We start from the raw sequence: 17,025 nt of genomic DNA, 5'->3' as shown, positions 1-17,025 counted from the left end.
GTTTAGGGCTCTAGCGCTTCATCTAAAAAATGCAAGATGGTACGTTTGGTTTTAAAATAATGACTCATCAGACTTGCCAATGTCGCAACAATGCTAATATGCCCCGTCTTCGGAATCACAGCAATATGGCTGTGATTACCTTTTTCTCTTAACGCCTTATCTAGATCAAAACTATTTTCTTGACTAACCAGCTGATCTTGTTCAGCCATCAATAAATAATGCTTAATCTGATTCGGTTCGATAAAATAATATGGCATCACTTGTTGATACGACACTTTCTGATCAAAGGCATGTTCAGCCAATGGGTCATTCTTATAATCAAAATGATAAGGCCCCGCCATACCGACAATGGCACGAATCTTATCTTTATATTTAAAATTTTGTGAATAGGCTGAATACACCACTGACATCACATTAAAAGCACCCGCAGAATGCCCCATCAAAATGATATTGTCGGTAGAAATGTTCAGCTTGGTTTGATTCTGACTTAAGTAATGAATCGCTTGTGCGAGATCATCAATAAAGGTCGGAAAGATATGCTCAGGTGCTAGATGGTAGTTAATGACTGCAACATCATAGCCTTCCCGTGCGAAACTTTCTCCAACAAATAAATAATCGCGTTTATTACCATGTTGCCAAGAACCACCATGCACAAACACGATCAGGGGTCTTTGCTGCTTCGGACTTTTGGTTCGATACAAATCCAGACGCTGTCTGGCTTTCAGCCCATAAGCCAGATGTTCTTCCTTCTCAAAAGTATCTTTTGGGGTTAGGTAATTAATCGAATAACTAGCAAAATCATAAAGGCGAAACTCCTGATAAAATGTTTTCGCCTTGATTACATTTTCTTGTACTTGTTGGATAAGTTGCTTCATAAATTAAGGATTAGTTGGGGTAATAGTCGCAGGTTCCGCCTGATCAGGATCAATTGCAACTGGCGTCTCAACCAGAGGCTGTGTCGTTGCAGTTCCGACCATCGGTGATGCCGCGGTTGAACTGGCTACCGTACCAGAAGGTTGATCCACATTGTCAATGAGCGTGACAATTTTACTCACATTACCCACTTTTTGTAAGACATCATCTAAATCTCTTGATTCAGCAGTATTTAAACGCCCCATGACATACAACACACCATTTTCTGTATGCACCAACACTTTGCTGTCAGAGACAACAGGTGCTTTCATTAACAGGCCACGAGTATTCGCCGTCACCGTTGCATCTTGCATGATAGTGTTATAGCCAACTTTATCGCCTACTGTTATATAGTTGTGCACAGCTTTGACATCTGACATTGAACGTAAATTGTCTTCCGCCAACTGTTTTAAATATGGATCAGGCACTTGTCCTGTTAATAAGACATTACTATGGAAACTTTCAATATTGATACGTGACTGCTTGAAACGATGATCTAGCTTGTACAAATTGATATTTGCGGTACGTTTGATTGAAGAATCAATAAAAATCTGCCCCAGACTACGTTCACCACTATTCGTTCCAACGGGTGAAGTGCCTGTACCGCCAGAAATAAAACTTGCACAACCCGATAAACTTGCAGCGCAAAGCAACGTAATCGATAAACGTTTTAACACTTGGCAAGACTCCCTATCTACAAACAAATTTGTTCAATTTTCAATATTTAGCATTATATTAGACTCATGAATCAATCTAAGGTAAATGCATGTTCAATCCATTGCTGATCATACTGCAATTTTGAAAAATCTGGTTGTACTGTTTTTGCAATTTTCTGTGGAAAATCAAAACAAATCACATCAAAACGACAATCAAAGTCATCATAATGTGGAGATTTATGTAAAAACCACTGCGCCGTCTTAATGATTTTACGCTGCTGAGCCTGCGAAATCACTTCACAAGCTCCTGCATAACTCCCCACTGATCTCGCTTTAACTTCGACAAAAACCAGCTGCTTCTCCCGTTTTACAATCAAATCAATTTCACCATAACGTGAATGATAATTTCGTGCTATGCACTCATATTGCTGCGTTTGTAAAAGAACAAGTGCTGCCTGCTCAGCCCATTGGCCTAAGTCCTGCCTGTGTGTTGACATACCTGCTCAATCTTATTTTAAAACCTGGATACCCTTTTTCTGCTGTTGATAGCAATAAGGCTGACGATAAACCTTGCCGTCTTTTACATCAATCGCGCCAGTTCGGCCTTCAAAAGAAAAATGACGATCGGAACTAGTTAAAAATTGCTGACTAATACTCCACGCATCTCCACCAAATGCCAATAAACGCTGAAACGCCATATTTTCAGGTTGTTGTTGATAAGCCACGATTAAATCCGCCCACTGACTATTATATAAGGCCGGCGTATCACAAAAACTTAAGCCGATTGGAATAGGTTTATCCTGCTCAATACTTAATGCTGTAGCGTAGATATTTTTTTCAGGCAAAGTTCCAAGCTGTTCTAACCATGGCTGATCACCGAGTAGCAGCAGACCTTCTTTGCGGGCCAGTTTTTTCGGCAGTTCATTAACCACATGAATATTTGAGCCGAATTCAGACATCAGCGCCATCATAAACAGTTCTGTTGCAGATTCAGTTCCAGCTTGGCGCAATACTAATAAGCTTTTAATCTTGTCTTTCTTAAGTAATTGATTCAGTGCAACTGCATCATGTTGCTTGGCCAAGCTAAATTGCCATACGTTGCCGGTCTGGCTATTTACATCATTTAAAGCAAGGACAGGAATTGCTGGGTTCAGTCGCATGACCGTTTCAATATCAGGTCTGGCCAATGGTCCAACAATCAATCTGGTCTTGTTATTCACTCTTTTTTTAAAAATCGTATCCACGCTATTTTTGGCTGAATCTACAAAAATGATTTTTTCTTTGCTGCCAGATGCTGTATAAGCGCTCAAGAAACCACGTTTGATGCTCTGACCAGCTCGCGCCATCGTACCAGATTCAGGTAGAATCACCAGTACGTCCGCATAAACTGGACTCACACATGCTGCCAAACATAATAGCAGCCAATATTTTTTGTAATACATTAGGGAGTTACCTTTTATGAGTGCTCAATTATTTGTTGTAGCAACCCCGATTGGGCACTTAGATGACATGACCTTTCGTGCAATTGATATTTTAAAATCCGTATCGGTAGTTGCCGCAGAAGACACTCGTCAATCTGCTCAATTATTCAAGCACTATAATATCTCAACTCCACTCACAGCGTGTCATGATCACAATGAAAGTAACAAAATTGATCAACTTCTGCAAAAAATGCTCAATGGCGAAAGTATTGCACTGATTAGTGATGCAGGTACTCCCCTGATTAGTGATCCTGGTTTTAAACTTGTTCGTGCTGCACAAGAACATGGCATTCGTGTAATTCCTGTTCCTGGTGCATGCGCGGCGATTGCGGCCTTGAGTGTGGTGGGATTGCCAAGCGACCGTTTTAGTTTTGAAGGCTTTTTACCCTCTAAAGCCTCTCAGCGCATCAGTCAGCTAGAAAAGTTAAAAGATGAAACCCAAACCCTGATTTTTTATGAAGCACCGCATCGTATTCTGGCCTGTATCAAAGATATGGCGCAGGTTTTTGGTGAAGATCGTCCTGTCGGCTTTGCCCGTGAAATCACCAAGACCTTTGAAACCATCAAGAAAATGACCTTAAAAGAACTGGTCACTTTTATTGAAAATGATCATAATCAGGAAAAAGGTGAGATTGTGGTGGTCGTGGGTGGTGCAACTGCAGAAAAAGACATGGAACAAGATAAACTGGATGAATTGTTAAAACGTTTATTACAGGATTTATCGGTCAAAGCAGCATCACAACTGGCTGCCGATTTGACTGGTATTAAAAAGAAAGTCGCTTATCAACGGGCCTTGGAACTCACCCAACAAAATCAATAAAACAAAAGGAGGAGATTTTTAACATATCTCCTCCTACTATTCAGTGTCGCATCACAAGAATAACCATCAGGCCTTGGTCATTATATTGCCCTGATCTACTTTTCTTTCCACTCTCGCCTGCTTAATCACACTTAGACCAGAAGAAACACCCAAATACGCGATAATAAAGGCTACAAATAAATCAGGGAACATGGTGCCTGTTCCAAACACACCTACTGCGGCGATGATAATGGCAATATTGGCAATCGCATCATTACGGCTGCATAACCATACCGAACGCATGTTGGCATCCCCATCACGAAATGCATAAAGCATTAGTGCGCAGATCACATTCACAGTCAAAGCAAGTACACCAATTGCCCCCATTAACATCGGCTCAGGGGTTAGTCCTAACCACCATGACCAAACCACTTTCATGATCACAAAAATACCGAATGCAGCCATGGTCACACCTTTTAACAAGGCCGCGGTTGCACGCCAATACAAGGTCATGGACAGCACGGCCAAAGAAATGGCATAGTTGGCGGCATCACCTGCGAAATCCAAGGCATCAGCCCACAATGAGACTGAGCGTGCCTGTGAACCCCCAATAATCTCAACAAAAAACATCAATGCATTTAGAACTAAAGCAACCCACAAAGCCTTTCTAAACTTTGGACTAATTTTTTGTGTTGGCGAACACGTTGTATTGCAACCACATCCTGCCATGACTTTTCTCGCTAAATCTTTTATAGTGATTTAAAACCCTAGAGTAACTCCAGAGTCAAGCATGATCAGTTTTAGTATTGGACAATTGGCCAAAAAGTCAGGAGTTTCAGTCGATACCATTCGCTATTATGAAAAAATTGGGCTGCTGGATAAACCCAAACGAACGGCGGGAAATTATCGTCATTATTCTGAACAGATGCTTTCGGAACTTTTATTTTTAAAGCATTGTCGTGAATTGGGGATTACCTTGCAGGATATTCAAAAACTCAAGGATTTATCGACCAATCCCAATCAGACCTGTACACAGGTTGACCAGCTGATTGATCAATATCTTGCTGAGGTATCACAAAAAATTAGAAATCTAGAACATCTACACCAAGACCTGCTCCATTTAAAACAGCAATGCTCTCAACATCGTACGATTGAACAATGTGGCATTCTAAAAGAACTGCATCAACCACTAGAATGTGAACATGCAGCACATCAACATAAAAAAGCACCACAATCGTGATGCTTTTTAAATCTTCTCAGTTTATTCGTGAGTCTCGCCAGGTGGGACTTCTGTAATTTGTCCACCACGTGCAAGAAAGGCCGCAACTTCATCTTCCAAAGCCTGACGCTGTTTCTGTTTGGCTGTCACAGTTAAGGTCTCAGCTTCGGCAAGATCAGCATCATTGGCGCTCGACTCTTCGCTATCTGCACCACTTTCTGCCGCTTTCGCCTCTTCGTCGTCTACAGCAGAATCTTCTGTGTTTTCGTCGTAATCATTCATATCTGTCATATTATCTCCCCACAATGACTACACTTTCATCATCGCTATTTGGTCATCAGAAACTTGATGAAATTTAGCAAGCTCTTTTCATTTCGCAAAGTACAATATTGATTAAATCGTATTTTTTGCGACCAAATTCACTCTGATTTATAAATGATTGTTTAAAAAATATCTACTATTTTTTAGCACGCATATTGTGTGTCTTTCAATGCACCCAATCCATTGGCCTGTTGCATAAAGCGATCTTTGAACCAGTCGAATTGTTCAACCTGTTTTAGACCAAAGTTTCGCGCCCAGACAAATGGAAACAGTTCTGCACTTTCAAGCCAACCAATCGCTGACATACTGTGCATCATGGCATCATTTTGCCCTTTGCGCCGATGCTCATAACGCAATAAGCTCTGCTCATTGGCCCAGACCCCACGTTTTAAATCATGCAGCAATACATCACATAACACAGCTGCATCCAGACAACCAATGTTCACACCCTGTCCAGCTAAAGGATGAATCACATGTGCAGCATCACCGATCAATGCTAAGCCTGACTTGATATAACGCTGTGCAGCACGTGCTTTTAGTGGGAACTGTGCTCTGGAACGCACATCAACCACTTCCCCCAACATTTGCAGGCTTTCCTGAGTCAACAAACGCATAAAGTCCTGATCATTTAATGCCGAGTATTCATCGGCATAATCATCAGGTAAAGTCCAGACAATCGACTGCCAATAACCGTTCTCCTGCGCATTCAGACTGGCCATTGGTAAATACGCCAATGGACCTGTCGGCAAGAAAATTTGGCGTGCTACATATTGATTGGGCTGTGTGGTTTTAATTGCACAACTAATTGCAGCCTGCTGATAATCCAATACATCCAACTCAATGTACGCCTGCTCGCGTACAAAAGAATTCGCACCATCTGCACCAATTAACAACTTCGTTTTTAATGTTGTGCCATCCGCCAACTCAATTGACCAGCCTTGCGGAATTTGCTCAATCCTAACCACTTTTACTTGGGTACGATAGTCTTTGAGTAGCTGCAACATTTTTTGTTGAATTGCTACATTCAAAACACTGGGTTCAACCATTGAACCTAAAGCCTGATCTGATTGAGGTTGCTGTTCAGATGCATGGCCAAAATTAATTTCGCCATAGCCATTTTTATTCCAGACTTGCATACCTGAATAAGGCATCTGACGCGCTAAATCATTCCAGACCTCAACTGTTTTGAGTAAGTGAATCGTCGCCTGACTCAGTGCCAATACCCGAGGATTCATTACAGCCAGTGTTTTCTCTTGATCAAGCACAGGCGCAGCATCCAATACCGTCGCTTGTACCCCACCTTGTGCCAACAATAAAGCCGTTAATCCACCGACTAAGCCACCGCCAACAATCACAACATCTAACAGCTCGCTCATGCTTTTAGCCCCATCGCATAATTGGCAACCAGAGGCTTAACCCCCGGAATCACATCAAATGCAATCAATCCTGTATTGCGTAATAATTTGAGGATTGGATTTTGATTACTGAAACCACGCACCACTGAATCACAGAACTTAATCACACGTTGCTGATCCTTTAAACGAGATTGTTCATAAGCCAATAAATTTTCAGGCGCGCCAATATCATCTGACTTCGCCAATTGTTCCATCAAGAAACGAACCAGCACATCTGCATCACGCAAACATAAGTTAAAACCTTGGCCTGCCACTGGATGAATGGTATGTGCCGCATTGCCCATCAGCACCACACGACCAACCGCCTGCTTATGTGCCAAAACCTGAGCCAATGGATAGCTAAAGCGCTTGCCTGTTTTTTCAAATTTTCCAGCACGGTCACCATAGGTTTCCTGTAAGGCATCAAGAAAATGTTGATCATTTTCCTCACCTAACCACTCCGCCTCAGTGCCTTTTTTCACAGGCCATACCACTGAACGACGGTATTCCCCTGGTAAAGGTAACAGTGCCAATGGTCCTAATGCGCTAAACCGTTCAAAACCAACGTGCTGGTGTGGTTTAGAAGTTTGTACGGTGGTTACAATCGCGACTTGGTCATAGTCATGTTCGTCCACACCGACGCCAATGGCTTGTCGGCAAAACGAGTCGCGACCATCCGCAGCAATCACCAACTTGGATTTTAAGGAGTGGATATATTCACCATTACGCATGGCTTCAATTTGGACTTGGTCTACATCTTGAGTTAATGAAGTGACCTCAACACCATCAATCAACTCAATCAATGGCTGTTGACGTACTTGGGTCAGCAATACACGACCCAACCAGGCGTTCTCAATTACTTGACCAAAACTTTCTACTTTTTCTTGTTCGGCGACTAAGCGTGCCTTACCAAAACTGCCCTGCTCAGTAATGTGTACTTGCAGAATTGGGGTAGCATGTTGTTGTAAGGCCTCCCACAAACCTAACTTTTGGTAAATCTGTACACTACGACGTGACAAGGCGGTATTACGCGCATCAAAACTGGAATGATAAGGAGCAACATTTTCGTCATCGTAATTCGGATATTTCACAGCTTCTAATAGCTTTACTGCGATATTAGATTTTGCCAACATTAAAGCAAGGCTGAGTCCAACCATACCTCCACCGACAATGATGACCTGTTGCTGCATAATATTATTCCTTATCAGTTTTTCATGACTTGATGTTTCGGGACCTATCTTACTCTAACTCAAATCAGGAAGGGAATTTGTACTTTGTTTGGTCTATGTTTTTAAAATATATTCAAAAGTTGTTTTGGGCATCAAAGTCAATAAAAAGGCCTATCTATTGATAAGCCTTTTTCTCAACTTCAACTTAATGATTTGCCATCAAGCTTTCAATCTCTTCAACGGTTTTGACCACATTCTTGGTTAGAACCAATGGGCCATTTTCAGTGACCACAATGTCATCTTCGATACGAATGCCGATACCACGCCATTTTGCATCAACCGTTTCATCATCTGGCGCAACATATAGACCTGGTTCAACGGTCACGACCATACCTGCTTCATAAGCACGCCAGTCTTCGCCAGTTTTATAGGCACCCACGTCATGTACATCCATGCCAAGCCAATGGCCAGTACCATGCATAAAGAATTGGCGGAATGCTTCACTTTCAACCAGTTCATCCACATTGCCAATCAGCAAGCCAAGATCAACCAGCCCCTGAGTTAAAATCTTTACAGCCACTTCATGCGGATATTTATAGTGATTGCCAATACGCGTTGCATCAATCGCAGCAAGCTGTGCTTCTAAAACCACATTATAAAGTGCTTTTTGCTCAGGACTGAATTTACCATTCACAGGGAACGTACGAGTAATATCCGACGCATACAACTCATATTCACATGCGGCATCAATCAAAACTAAATCACCATCTTTTAACGGTTTGTTATTTTCAACATAGTGCAAAATACAGGCATTTTCACCACCGCCAACAATACTGTTATACGATGGTACACAGCCATTTTTACCAAAGATATAATTGAGTTCCGCCTCCAGTGCATACTCCATCATCTCAGGTTTAACCGTTTGCATGGCACGCGTATGCGCTTCTGCACTGATATTGGATGCGATCTGCATCAGCTCAATTTCCTGAGCTGATTTTTTCAAACGCATCTCATCGACAATACGATCAAGCTGAATGACTTCTGCTGGCGCAGCACCACCACGACGCTGCTGTGCATCTGCCTTTTGAATCCATTGACTGACACGTGCATCAAACTCAGCATTTTGACCAATACGGTAGTAAAGACACTGTTTATTTAACAGCTTGTCGATAATTTCTTCATCGAGCAGATCAATTGCATAAGCTTCATCTGCATCATAGATTTCAATCGCACCATCAATACCCGCACGATAACCATTCCAGATTTCCATTTCACGATTACGTTCGCGGCAGAACAAGCTATAGCTATATTCCTCACCTTCTTCAAAGGTTTCGATCACGGCAACGGCTTCAGGCTCGGCAAATCCAGTCAGATAATAAAAACTACTGTCTGCACGATATTTATAATCCGCATCGCGGTTACGATACATTTCTGCTCGAGTCGCAATAATTGCAATGCTATTGCTGCCTATTTGTTTAGCGAGAAGATCACGACGTTGTTTAAAATCAGCTTGACTTAATTTCATATTGTCCTTCTGATGAAGATGAATGATTGTAAGTATCTTTATTTATAAAAGCTTAAGGCACCGCCCGAGTTAACTCGGACGATGTGGGGTAAACATTTCTACAACCGTTTGCGCATCTGCTGCTTGATTGTCTTGATTTCTGCTTTTGGCATGAAAATTTTGCAATAAAGAACTTTCAGCAACAGGAATCTTTTTACGACCAATCGACAAGCTCACAGGGATCAAGCGTACAAACTCATACAATTCCTGATAGCTTTCTTCGCCTTCTTCATCATTATCCGAGTCTTCAAACTCAACGGCTGCAACATCTTGTAAATGTTCAATCAGCTCTTGTTCTTCGCCACGAATATGACCTGAAGCCAAACCAAAACCGAGGACTACGCCTGCACACCAATCCGCCAAAGCTTGCACACGATCTGCAAGCAAATGGCTATCATCAGGAAGCATAGGCAAATAATCTAATTCATCATCAGATAAAGCATGAGCAACATCTTCTGCTTCATCGGTTAAACTCTCCAGTGCCTCTGGTTGTAAAGCAGGCACATTCAGGGTGTTTAAAATTTGTGACCATTCATCTGAGGTCGGCGCTTGTGTCACACAAACGATACCTGTTAGTAAACCGTGTAACTCACTTGGACTTGAAATTTCTTCAATCCCATCAAAATGGGCTTTCCATTCTGTCCAACCTGAAATATCGTCTTGCATTCGTTTATCCAATCTCTATACTGCTGTATATATTACCTTTGATTGCAACTCTGTGCGACCTTCGTTATGTTAGAACAATTACAGCGTCTACAAGCGCATATTGGTGTTTTAAAAACACGCTTACATCACTTGGAGCGAGAAAACTCATCGCTCACCGAAGCTAAGCAATTAGCTGAAACTGACCATCATGCACAAGTTGTGCAGAAAAATAGCATCATCACGCAAAAGCAGGAAGAAGTTGATAACTTAACTGAACAACTGACTCAGTTACAAGATCAATTTAAACAACTGAATCAAGATGCAACAACTCTAGCAGAACGTTATAGCCGCTTAGAGAAAAGTACAACTGATTTGAAAAACCGCTTCCAAGAAATTTTGGCTGAGCGCAATGACTTACGTGTGAATAAAGAAAAACTACAAGCACAGCAACGTCATAACCAGCAAGAGATTCAGGATTTACAGCAAGATCGTGATCGTCTGTTGCAGAAAAATGAACTGGCTAAATCTAAAGTTGAAGCCATTATTCAGCGCCTTTCAATTTTAGGTACTGCACAAGATCAACATGCGCAAGAAATTCAGCAACTTGCACATCCGAATGCTGAAACTCAAGAGGAGACCTGATCATGAGTGAACCTATTGTTGTTGAGCTTCGCTTAATTGAACAGACCTTCCGTCTCAACACAACTGAAGAAAAACGTGAGGAATTAGAGCGCGCTGCAGAACTACTTAATCAGAAATTTCATGACATGCGCCGTAGTGCCCCACGCGTTGAACATAATAAACTCGTGATTATGGTCGCACTACAAATGGCTCAAGAAGTGTTCAGCTTAAATAAATCTTTGCAGCAGTATGCACATTGTGAGCGACTTTTAGAAACCATGCTCGAAGATGTGGAACAAAGCATCTAATTCCAAAAAGCCTGAAATGCAAATTTCAGGCTTTTTTCTTTACTAGACTTTTACCTACACAAAAATCAATTTTTCCTTTTTATCTTGCACCCATTGTAATTTTTATTACTTCCTCATCTTTAGACCTAAACCAGAGTATTACCATCAGGTCAATTCATATATTTATTTTTTAATTATTATTTATCAAAAGATGAATAATCATGCTATTTCATTCTTTGGGGACTTAAACGTAAACTTACACATTGTTAAGTTATACTTACAAATAATTTTAGTGTAGTCCTTGCATCATTGCCAGAGTTGACTATAATGCAATCCATCTCTGGAGTACTCGCCAGCCGGTCTGATTCCCCTGAGCCGTGATATCCTTCTTAATCGGAAAGCGTTTCTGAATATTTAGCGTGTATGCCTACCTAGAGTAGGAAACCCATACAATATACAGCGCTTTCCACCTTGAACCTTAGTGTTCAAGGGTAAAGACATGCAGCGGTACTTCTGGAGATTATTTTCTTTATTAAAAATCAGTTTCTTTATTATATTTTTAATTCAACCACTTCTATTTAACATCTCAACTGTAAACTTAAACTTACAAATCTCTCTATTTTCCCCACTTGCGATAGCCCCTAATTTCACTATAATTAAAAACATCTCTGAAGTGTACGCCAGCCGGTCTGATTCCCCTGAGCCGTGATATCCTTCTTAATCGGAAAGCGTTTCTGAATATTGAGCGTGTATGCCTACCCTGAGTAGGAAACCCAGATAATATACAGCGCTGTCCACCTTGAACCTTAGTGTTCAAGGGTAAAGACATGCAGCGGCATTTCGGAGATCCATTTTTTTCAAATAACATTGATCCCATTTTAGATTTTATAGTTCTATTAAACTTAATTTTCTAATTGTTAGTAAAACATACAAATCTCAATATTTCCCTCTTGTGGTGGTCGTTGATTTAACTATAATAAGAAACATCTCTAGGGTGTTCGCCAGTACGTCTATTCCCCTGCCGATACTTAAATTTATGGATGTGTTCTGTGTATTTTGAGTGTATGCCTACCCCGAGTAGGAAACCCAGTAAGTATGCGTCACCTCCACCTTGAACTCATCGGGTTCAGGGTAACGACCATGCAGCGGCATCTCTGGAGTATCTTTTTACATATAATTAAAAATAATAATTTAGCTTCATTTAGACTTTTAAATAACTCAATTAAGTTTTCTCAATATTTTTATAATAATTCAGCGCTATCCATTAAATATTGCTGCAAAAATGCTGTAAATGAATTTTTATTTTTTCACCCCAGTCACCTGATATACAGCACCATCTGAACCAATCTGATCAAGTTGTACCGCATCCCCCAACACCACACTAGATCATCCGAAAATACAAAACAGTTCGGATATGAAAACTTGTCTCTATCATAGTAGTTTGAAGTACTTTCTACTGATTGGAATTCTGCCAGCGACAAAAATGTAAAATACGACGAACCCATTGAGTTCTAAAGAGTAGGTGCTTAAAATTGCTGATAGCTTCACTTGATACTTATATTCAAAAGCTAAAATCTGTTACCATGTTGTTAGTTTATTTAGCTTAACATATTGTTTTATAAATTTATTTTTAAGTTGGAAATACCAAGCTTATAACTTAATCCTAGTATTTCCACGATTCTCTTTTCTATGCTGCAATAGTGCCTAAAACTCATTCATCCTTTAAAGCACATTCATAATTGCTTGGGTCTTGAGAACAACGAACCTGCTTCAACAACCGCATCATATCTTTATCATAGAAGCCTTCTTTGGTCATTTGAATCCGTGCTTCACGCATCAAACGAACATAACCAGGTTTGTCACTTTCATTTAAGTTCATCCAGAATTTATCTGGAATCTTTGCTTCTATCTTGTCAACAAACTCAAAAGCTGGATTCAACTGTTTTGAAATCACTTCTCGTGCAATTGATCCCATGCCTGCTGGAAACTTATTGCGCTGCATAATCAATGTCCCTGTCACTTGTATCACAGGAAACTTGATAATTCCTCCAACTGCTTTCCCTGATTTATCGGTCATGCCTTTTTGTAATTCAAGTGGTTCAAACAAAATGGCTGGACCTGCCATGATATCAACCTCTTTATTATTAAATTTTCCCCCCACACTTACCAAATCCACAGAGACAGGTTGTGCTCCCACATTCTGTACTAATTTCTTTTGGGTTTCATCAAACTGGAACACTGCAACCTTCTTGCCTGCAGCCTTGGCCAAAGTATTGATATTACGGTCAGTAACCATAATATAAGCTGCCCCTAAAGGAACAATCCCAACCACTTCATAATCTTTATTTATCATCTTGTCATCAAATTTTGGGTTGGCCAAAACCTGAATCACAGAACTCAATTGTTTATAAGTCTGCACGGCACCAATGGCATCTACACTGCCAACAAATTTATTAAACTGTTTTGCACGTAAGTTGCTAATCCCTGCACCATCACAGCGCTTACTACGGAAATCCTCCGTCAACACCGCCTCATTGGTATACACCTTGAGATTAACCACGGTCGATGCCTGTTTTTTTAGTTTTGGATAATCAAAATCTAATTTGAATTGTAAATGCGAAGGGCGCGTCACGTTCATATTGACCCCAAATTGTTTGGCGACACGAACGATACTTGGAATTTCGGTAATATAACTGGTCGCTTGCTCAAACGCTTCGCTATGTTCACCATTCGGAGAAAATACACAGAGCGTGACTTGTTTTGGAATCTGCTGCCAAGTCTTAGGATCATTCAATAATTGCTTAACTTTGTTTTGTGAATGAGGGGAAAGGCTTAAATCCAATTTTCCCTCAGATGCCGCATAGCTTGTATTCATAATGCCTAATGATGAAGCCATAATAGATGACAGCAGAATCGGCCTTAAAACCTGTGTGAATTTATTATTTTGCATTGTTAGTCCATCCTTAGCGAGCTATTTCCCAATAGTCTTTATCCAATGTAAGAACAACGCATAAAAATAGAATTGACTGATTTTATTTGGATGGTGTCAATTCGGTCAAAGTTAGAACCATTACTCATTTTATAAAAATGAATGCATCCATAGGATATAAACACATATACAAACAAGCATTTGAATAATCTATATTTTTAATAGTTTTTCAACATTTAAATGCGGGTCATTCTTTCCTGGGACTGTTCTAAATTTTGTGTAAGTACTTAATTTTCATTTATCCTTCAGAGGATAATTACAAAAGGTACTTCACATGGATGAAGCAACAATCAAAAGTATGGCTGCCGAATTGGCTAAAGGTCTAAAAACACCAGAAGACTTAAACCAAATGACAGCAGTCTTTAAAAATTCATGATTGAAACTGCACTCAATACTGAACTTTCAGACCATCTCGGTTATGAAAAGCATCAGTCCAGGAAAGGCTCAAATAGCCGTAATGGGTTTAGTTCTAAAACCATTACAACTCAAGATGGACAACTGGCTTTAGATATTCCCCGTGATCGAGAAGGTTCATTTGAGCCACAAATTATCAAAAGCACCAAACACGCATCACCAGTATGGATGACCAAATCCTCTCACTGTATGCAAAAGGAATGACTAATAGGGAAATTGTAGCCTTCTTCAAAGAAATGTACGATGCCGATGTCTCAGCATCTCTCATCAGCAAAGTTACCGATGCTGTGATTGAGCAAGTGACTGAGTGGCAAAATAGAGCCTTAGATAGCCTTTATCCTGTTGTCTATCTTGACTGTATTGTTGTCAAAGTCCGTCAGCACTCCAATGTGATTAACAAGTCCGTATACCTTGCTTTAGGCATCAATATGGATGGACAAAAAGAATTACTGGGTATGTGGATTGCTCAGACAGAAGGTGCCAAATTCTGGCTGTCAGTCATGACAGAGCTAAAAAATCGAGGAGTACAGGATATTCTTGTTGCCTGTGTAGATGGATTAAAAGGCTTTCCTGACGCGATAGCCTCCGTTTACCCTCATACTGATATTCAACTGTGTATCGTGCATGTTGTACGCAATAGCCTGAGATTTGTAAGCTGGAAAGACTACAAGGCTGTTACCTCGGGTCTGAAAGCGATTTATCAGGCAAGTACAGAGGAAAATGCTTTAAAGTCCCTAGACATCTTCTGTGATCAATGGAATCACCAGTATCCCAAAATTGGAGAATCCTGGCGGGCCAATTGGGAAAATATCCGAACGATCTTTAGCTATCCAGCCGAAATACGTCATGCAATTTATACAACAAATGCGATTGAGTCGTTGAATAGCGTAATACGCCATTCAACGAAGAAGAGGAAAATCTTTTCATCTGATGACTCAGTAAAGAAGGTCATTTACTTAGCAACATCAAATGCTGCGAAGAAATGGACGATGCCAATTCAAAATTGGCGTTTAGCAATGAATTGGTTTACGATTCAGTTCGATGATCGATTAAAAGATCATTTATAAAAAATGGAACTTACACAAAATAATTTACAGGCTCTCTTTCCTTAAATAAATGACCAAATTACGTTTTCATCTTGTCGCTTTAATAGAAAACTAGTTTGGTGATCATCTTCCACCACGATATGCTGATTCGAAATCATTTTTACTTTAAGTAAAGTATTATTTTCATAAACCAAGTCATGTTTACCTTCTTTGGTTAAGATTAGCATCTGATCAAGCACAATCAGTTTCTTTGATTCCAACATGGTTCTACCCTCTTTGAAAAGTTTGCAAATACTGAGTATCTTGATTAGTTCGATAAGTTCATATCATCTTGAATAGCAGTTTAATCGCGACTACTCATCAGCAAAAAATACTCATTTAAATTATTTAAATACATGAAACTGACATCTGAAGATGTTAGCTCACAGCCAATATTTTAGACTATTTTTTAAACGATTCCGTATCTTTTGTCAGACAGTTCACATAAATGACCATTTATGGGAGCTACTCTAAAAAGTAAATTATATAAATAAAAATCAACAATATTAAATATTTAGCGATTCTTATATCTCAGTTCTTACTAAACTCTGGATTAGAATTCTTGACCAATTGTAAAAATAATCAATATATGATTGAAAAATAATAATTTTTAATAAATTTCTATCTGTATAAAAATGGCTCCTTTAAAGGAGCCATTTTGAATGAAGATGGATTACCAACTCACGTTAACACGTCGATTTGGAGCTAAGCACCCAACAAGTTGGCGATTGGCCTTATGTCCAGCACACTGCTGGTATAAATCAGTTTGGCTATTGGCTTGAATTTGAATTCGATTTGCATCAATCCCTTCATTCACCAATAGCTTAGCAACGGTATTGGCTCGTTGCGCCGATAGTTGATGGTTATAAGCAAATTTACCTAAAGGATCTGCAAAGCCAGCAACAATCACAGGACTATTCGATGGTGCTTGCTTAATGCGTTGAGCAATTGCTGCAACTGAGCTTGAACCTTGTTCAATTGCATTTGCATTTGATCGATCGAATGCAAAAAATACACTTGATGAGCGTAAGCTATTTAAATTGGTATCTGCTGGAACTTGATTATTTGCCCCCCAAGCCATTAAACCCTCACACGCTTCGCCTTTCCACGACAAACGCTCTGACAATGATTTTTTATCAAAATCTATACGCAACTGACAACGCAAATAGTCTTGGCTATTTGGTTGACGAATATCTAGTACATAATTCCAGGTTTTGACAAAAAATATACCTTCGCTAAATTGAGGATTGCCCAAGATATGCCGGATTTGATCCTTGGTTAAACCAGTTCCCAAACGAGCAACATTATCATATTCATAACGATTTACTTGCTTCAGGTAGCTCTTTTCAACCGCTGGAAATTTGATTTCTTCTTGTTGAACCACAGCCTCATCACTTGCTGCAAATGCCATCATCGGTAAACTTGAAACGAGCCCAACAAGCAATACTTTTATCATCATATTTTTCATA

17 protein-coding genes, 3 other RNA genes and 2 pseudogenes are annotated in these 17,025 nt (G+C 40.0%); 8 read left to right on the top strand and 14 right to left on the bottom strand.

The genetic code is table 11. The annotated features are described in order from the left end of the window. Positions 1–2: 2 nt before the first annotated feature. The 4 genes from NQU59_RS08860 to NQU59_RS08845 all read right to left on the bottom strand — a co-directional run bounded on the left by NQU59_RS08860 (position 3) and on the right by NQU59_RS08845 (position 3,010). Positions 3–875, bottom strand: a complete 873-nt coding sequence (locus NQU59_RS08860; protein ID WP_016651747.1) for an alpha/beta hydrolase — start codon at positions 873–875, stop codon at positions 3–5. A 3-nt stretch (positions 876–878) separates the two neighbouring features. Further along, positions 879–1,589 carry a BON domain-containing protein gene (locus tag NQU59_RS08855; protein ID WP_016651746.1) on the bottom strand — a complete coding sequence of 237 codons (711 nt, stop codon included), beginning with the start codon at positions 1,587–1,589 and terminating at the stop codon, positions 879–881. A gap of 71 nt (positions 1,590–1,660) precedes the next feature. Continuing rightward, on the bottom strand, positions 1,661–2,065 hold the full coding sequence (locus tag NQU59_RS08850) for a YraN family protein (RefSeq protein WP_005243285.1): 405 nt from the start codon (positions 2,063–2,065) through the stop codon (positions 1,661–1,663). Positions 2,066–2,077: 12 nt separating this feature from the next. Continuing rightward, a complete protein-coding gene (locus NQU59_RS08845; RefSeq protein ID WP_257065959.1) occupies positions 2,078–3,010 on the bottom strand; it encodes a penicillin-binding protein activator in 933 nt (310 codons plus the stop codon). 16 nt (positions 3,011–3,026) lie between these two features. Here NQU59_RS08845 and rsmI point away from each other — a divergent pair, with 16 nt between their 5' ends. Further along, complete coding sequence (gene rsmI / locus NQU59_RS08840) at positions 3,027–3,869, top strand: 16S rRNA (cytidine(1402)-2'-O)-methyltransferase (protein WP_257065957.1); 843 nt, start codon at positions 3,027–3,029, stop codon at positions 3,867–3,869. Positions 3,870–3,935: 66 nt separating this feature from the next. Here the strand turns inward: rsmI and NQU59_RS08835 are convergent, their stop codons facing one another. After that, the gene (locus tag NQU59_RS08835; RefSeq protein ID WP_005243288.1) at positions 3,936–4,577 is read right to left on the bottom strand and encodes a cation transporter; all 642 of its coding nucleotides are present in this window, start codon (positions 4,575–4,577) and stop codon (positions 3,936–3,938) included. A 61-nt stretch (positions 4,578–4,638) separates the two neighbouring features. On the opposite strand from NQU59_RS08835, the gene NQU59_RS08830 reads away from it, so the two are divergent. Further along, complete coding sequence (locus NQU59_RS08830) at positions 4,639–5,088, top strand: MerR family transcriptional regulator (protein WP_016651743.1); 450 nt, start codon at positions 4,639–4,641, stop codon at positions 5,086–5,088. Between the two features lie 21 nt (positions 5,089–5,109). On the opposite strand, the gene NQU59_RS08825 is transcribed toward NQU59_RS08830, so the two are convergent. The 5 genes from NQU59_RS08825 to NQU59_RS08805 form a co-directional block, all read right to left on the bottom strand. Then, the gene (locus NQU59_RS08825) at positions 5,110–5,358 is read right to left on the bottom strand and encodes a hypothetical protein (protein ID WP_005243290.1); all 249 of its coding nucleotides are present in this window, start codon (positions 5,356–5,358) and stop codon (positions 5,110–5,112) included. A gap of 173 nt (positions 5,359–5,531) precedes the next feature. Next, a complete protein-coding gene (locus NQU59_RS08820; RefSeq protein ID WP_016651742.1) occupies positions 5,532–6,764 on the bottom strand; it encodes an FAD-dependent monooxygenase in 1,233 nt (410 codons plus the stop codon). After that, a complete protein-coding gene (gene ubiH, locus NQU59_RS08815; RefSeq protein ID WP_005243293.1) occupies positions 6,761–7,972 on the bottom strand; it encodes a 2-octaprenyl-6-methoxyphenyl hydroxylase in 1,212 nt (403 codons plus the stop codon). Before ubiH ends, NQU59_RS08820 begins: the two co-directional genes overlap by 4 nt. A gap of 184 nt (positions 7,973–8,156) precedes the next feature. Further along, positions 8,157–9,476: a Xaa-Pro aminopeptidase gene (gene pepP / locus NQU59_RS08810; protein ID WP_016651741.1), complete on the bottom strand. Its 1,320-nt coding sequence runs from the start codon at positions 9,474–9,476 to the stop codon at positions 8,157–8,159. Positions 9,477–9,545: 69 nt separating this feature from the next. Next, positions 9,546–10,181, bottom strand: a complete 636-nt coding sequence (locus tag NQU59_RS08805) for a UPF0149 family protein (RefSeq protein WP_016651740.1) — start codon at positions 10,179–10,181, stop codon at positions 9,546–9,548. Positions 10,182–10,247: 66 nt separating this feature from the next. Here NQU59_RS08805 and NQU59_RS08800 point away from each other — a divergent pair, with 66 nt between their 5' ends. The 5 genes from NQU59_RS08800 (at position 10,248) to ssrS (NQU59_RS08780) (ending at position 12,233) form a co-directional block, all read left to right on the top strand. After that, a complete protein-coding gene (locus tag NQU59_RS08800; protein ID WP_005243297.1) occupies positions 10,248–10,802 on the top strand; it encodes a hypothetical protein in 555 nt (184 codons plus the stop codon). Between the two features lie 2 nt (positions 10,803–10,804). After that, a complete protein-coding gene (locus NQU59_RS08795; RefSeq protein ID WP_005272490.1) occupies positions 10,805–11,089 on the top strand; it encodes a cell division protein ZapA in 285 nt (94 codons plus the stop codon). Positions 11,090–11,402: 313 nt separating this feature from the next. Next, positions 11,403–11,592: non-coding RNA, 6S RNA (gene ssrS, locus NQU59_RS08790), on the top strand. A gap of 138 nt (positions 11,593–11,730) precedes the next feature. Next, a non-coding RNA gene (gene ssrS / locus NQU59_RS08785) (6S RNA) lies at positions 11,731–11,919 on the top strand. A gap of 132 nt (positions 11,920–12,051) precedes the next feature. Continuing rightward, a non-coding RNA gene (gene ssrS, locus NQU59_RS08780) (6S RNA) lies at positions 12,052–12,233 on the top strand. Between the two features lie 76 nt (positions 12,234–12,309). On the opposite strand, the pseudogene NQU59_RS08775 reads toward ssrS (NQU59_RS08780), so the two are convergent. Further along, positions 12,310–12,688: pseudogene (locus tag NQU59_RS08775) on the bottom strand (SMI1/KNR4 family protein). Between the two features lie 91 nt (positions 12,689–12,779). Then, positions 12,780–14,018, bottom strand: a complete 1,239-nt coding sequence (locus NQU59_RS08770; protein ID WP_005243299.1) for a putative solute-binding protein — start codon at positions 14,016–14,018, stop codon at positions 12,780–12,782. Positions 14,019–14,429: 411 nt separating this feature from the next. Here NQU59_RS08770 and NQU59_RS08765 point away from each other — a divergent pair. Beyond that, positions 14,430–15,538, top strand: a pseudogene (locus NQU59_RS08765) (IS256 family transposase). 41 nt (positions 15,539–15,579) lie between these two features. Here NQU59_RS08765 and NQU59_RS08760 read toward each other — a convergent pair. Next, on the bottom strand, positions 15,580–15,780 hold the full coding sequence (locus tag NQU59_RS08760; protein ID WP_005243300.1) for a hypothetical protein: 201 nt from the start codon (positions 15,778–15,780) through the stop codon (positions 15,580–15,582). Positions 15,781–16,229: 449 nt separating this feature from the next. Next, positions 16,230–17,024, bottom strand: a complete 795-nt coding sequence (gene tpgA, locus NQU59_RS08755) for a trimeric autotransporter adhesin/peptidogylcan-associated protein TpgA (protein ID WP_005243301.1) — start codon at positions 17,022–17,024, stop codon at positions 16,230–16,232. Position 17,025: the final 1 nt, after the last annotated feature.

Origin of the sequence: Acinetobacter colistiniresistens (assembly GCF_024582815.1) — a bacterium.
Classification (GTDB): Bacteria; Pseudomonadota; Gammaproteobacteria; order Pseudomonadales; family Moraxellaceae; genus Acinetobacter.
Note: the sequence above shows the minus strand (reverse complement) of the source record. Positions and strands in the feature narration are given on the sequence as shown.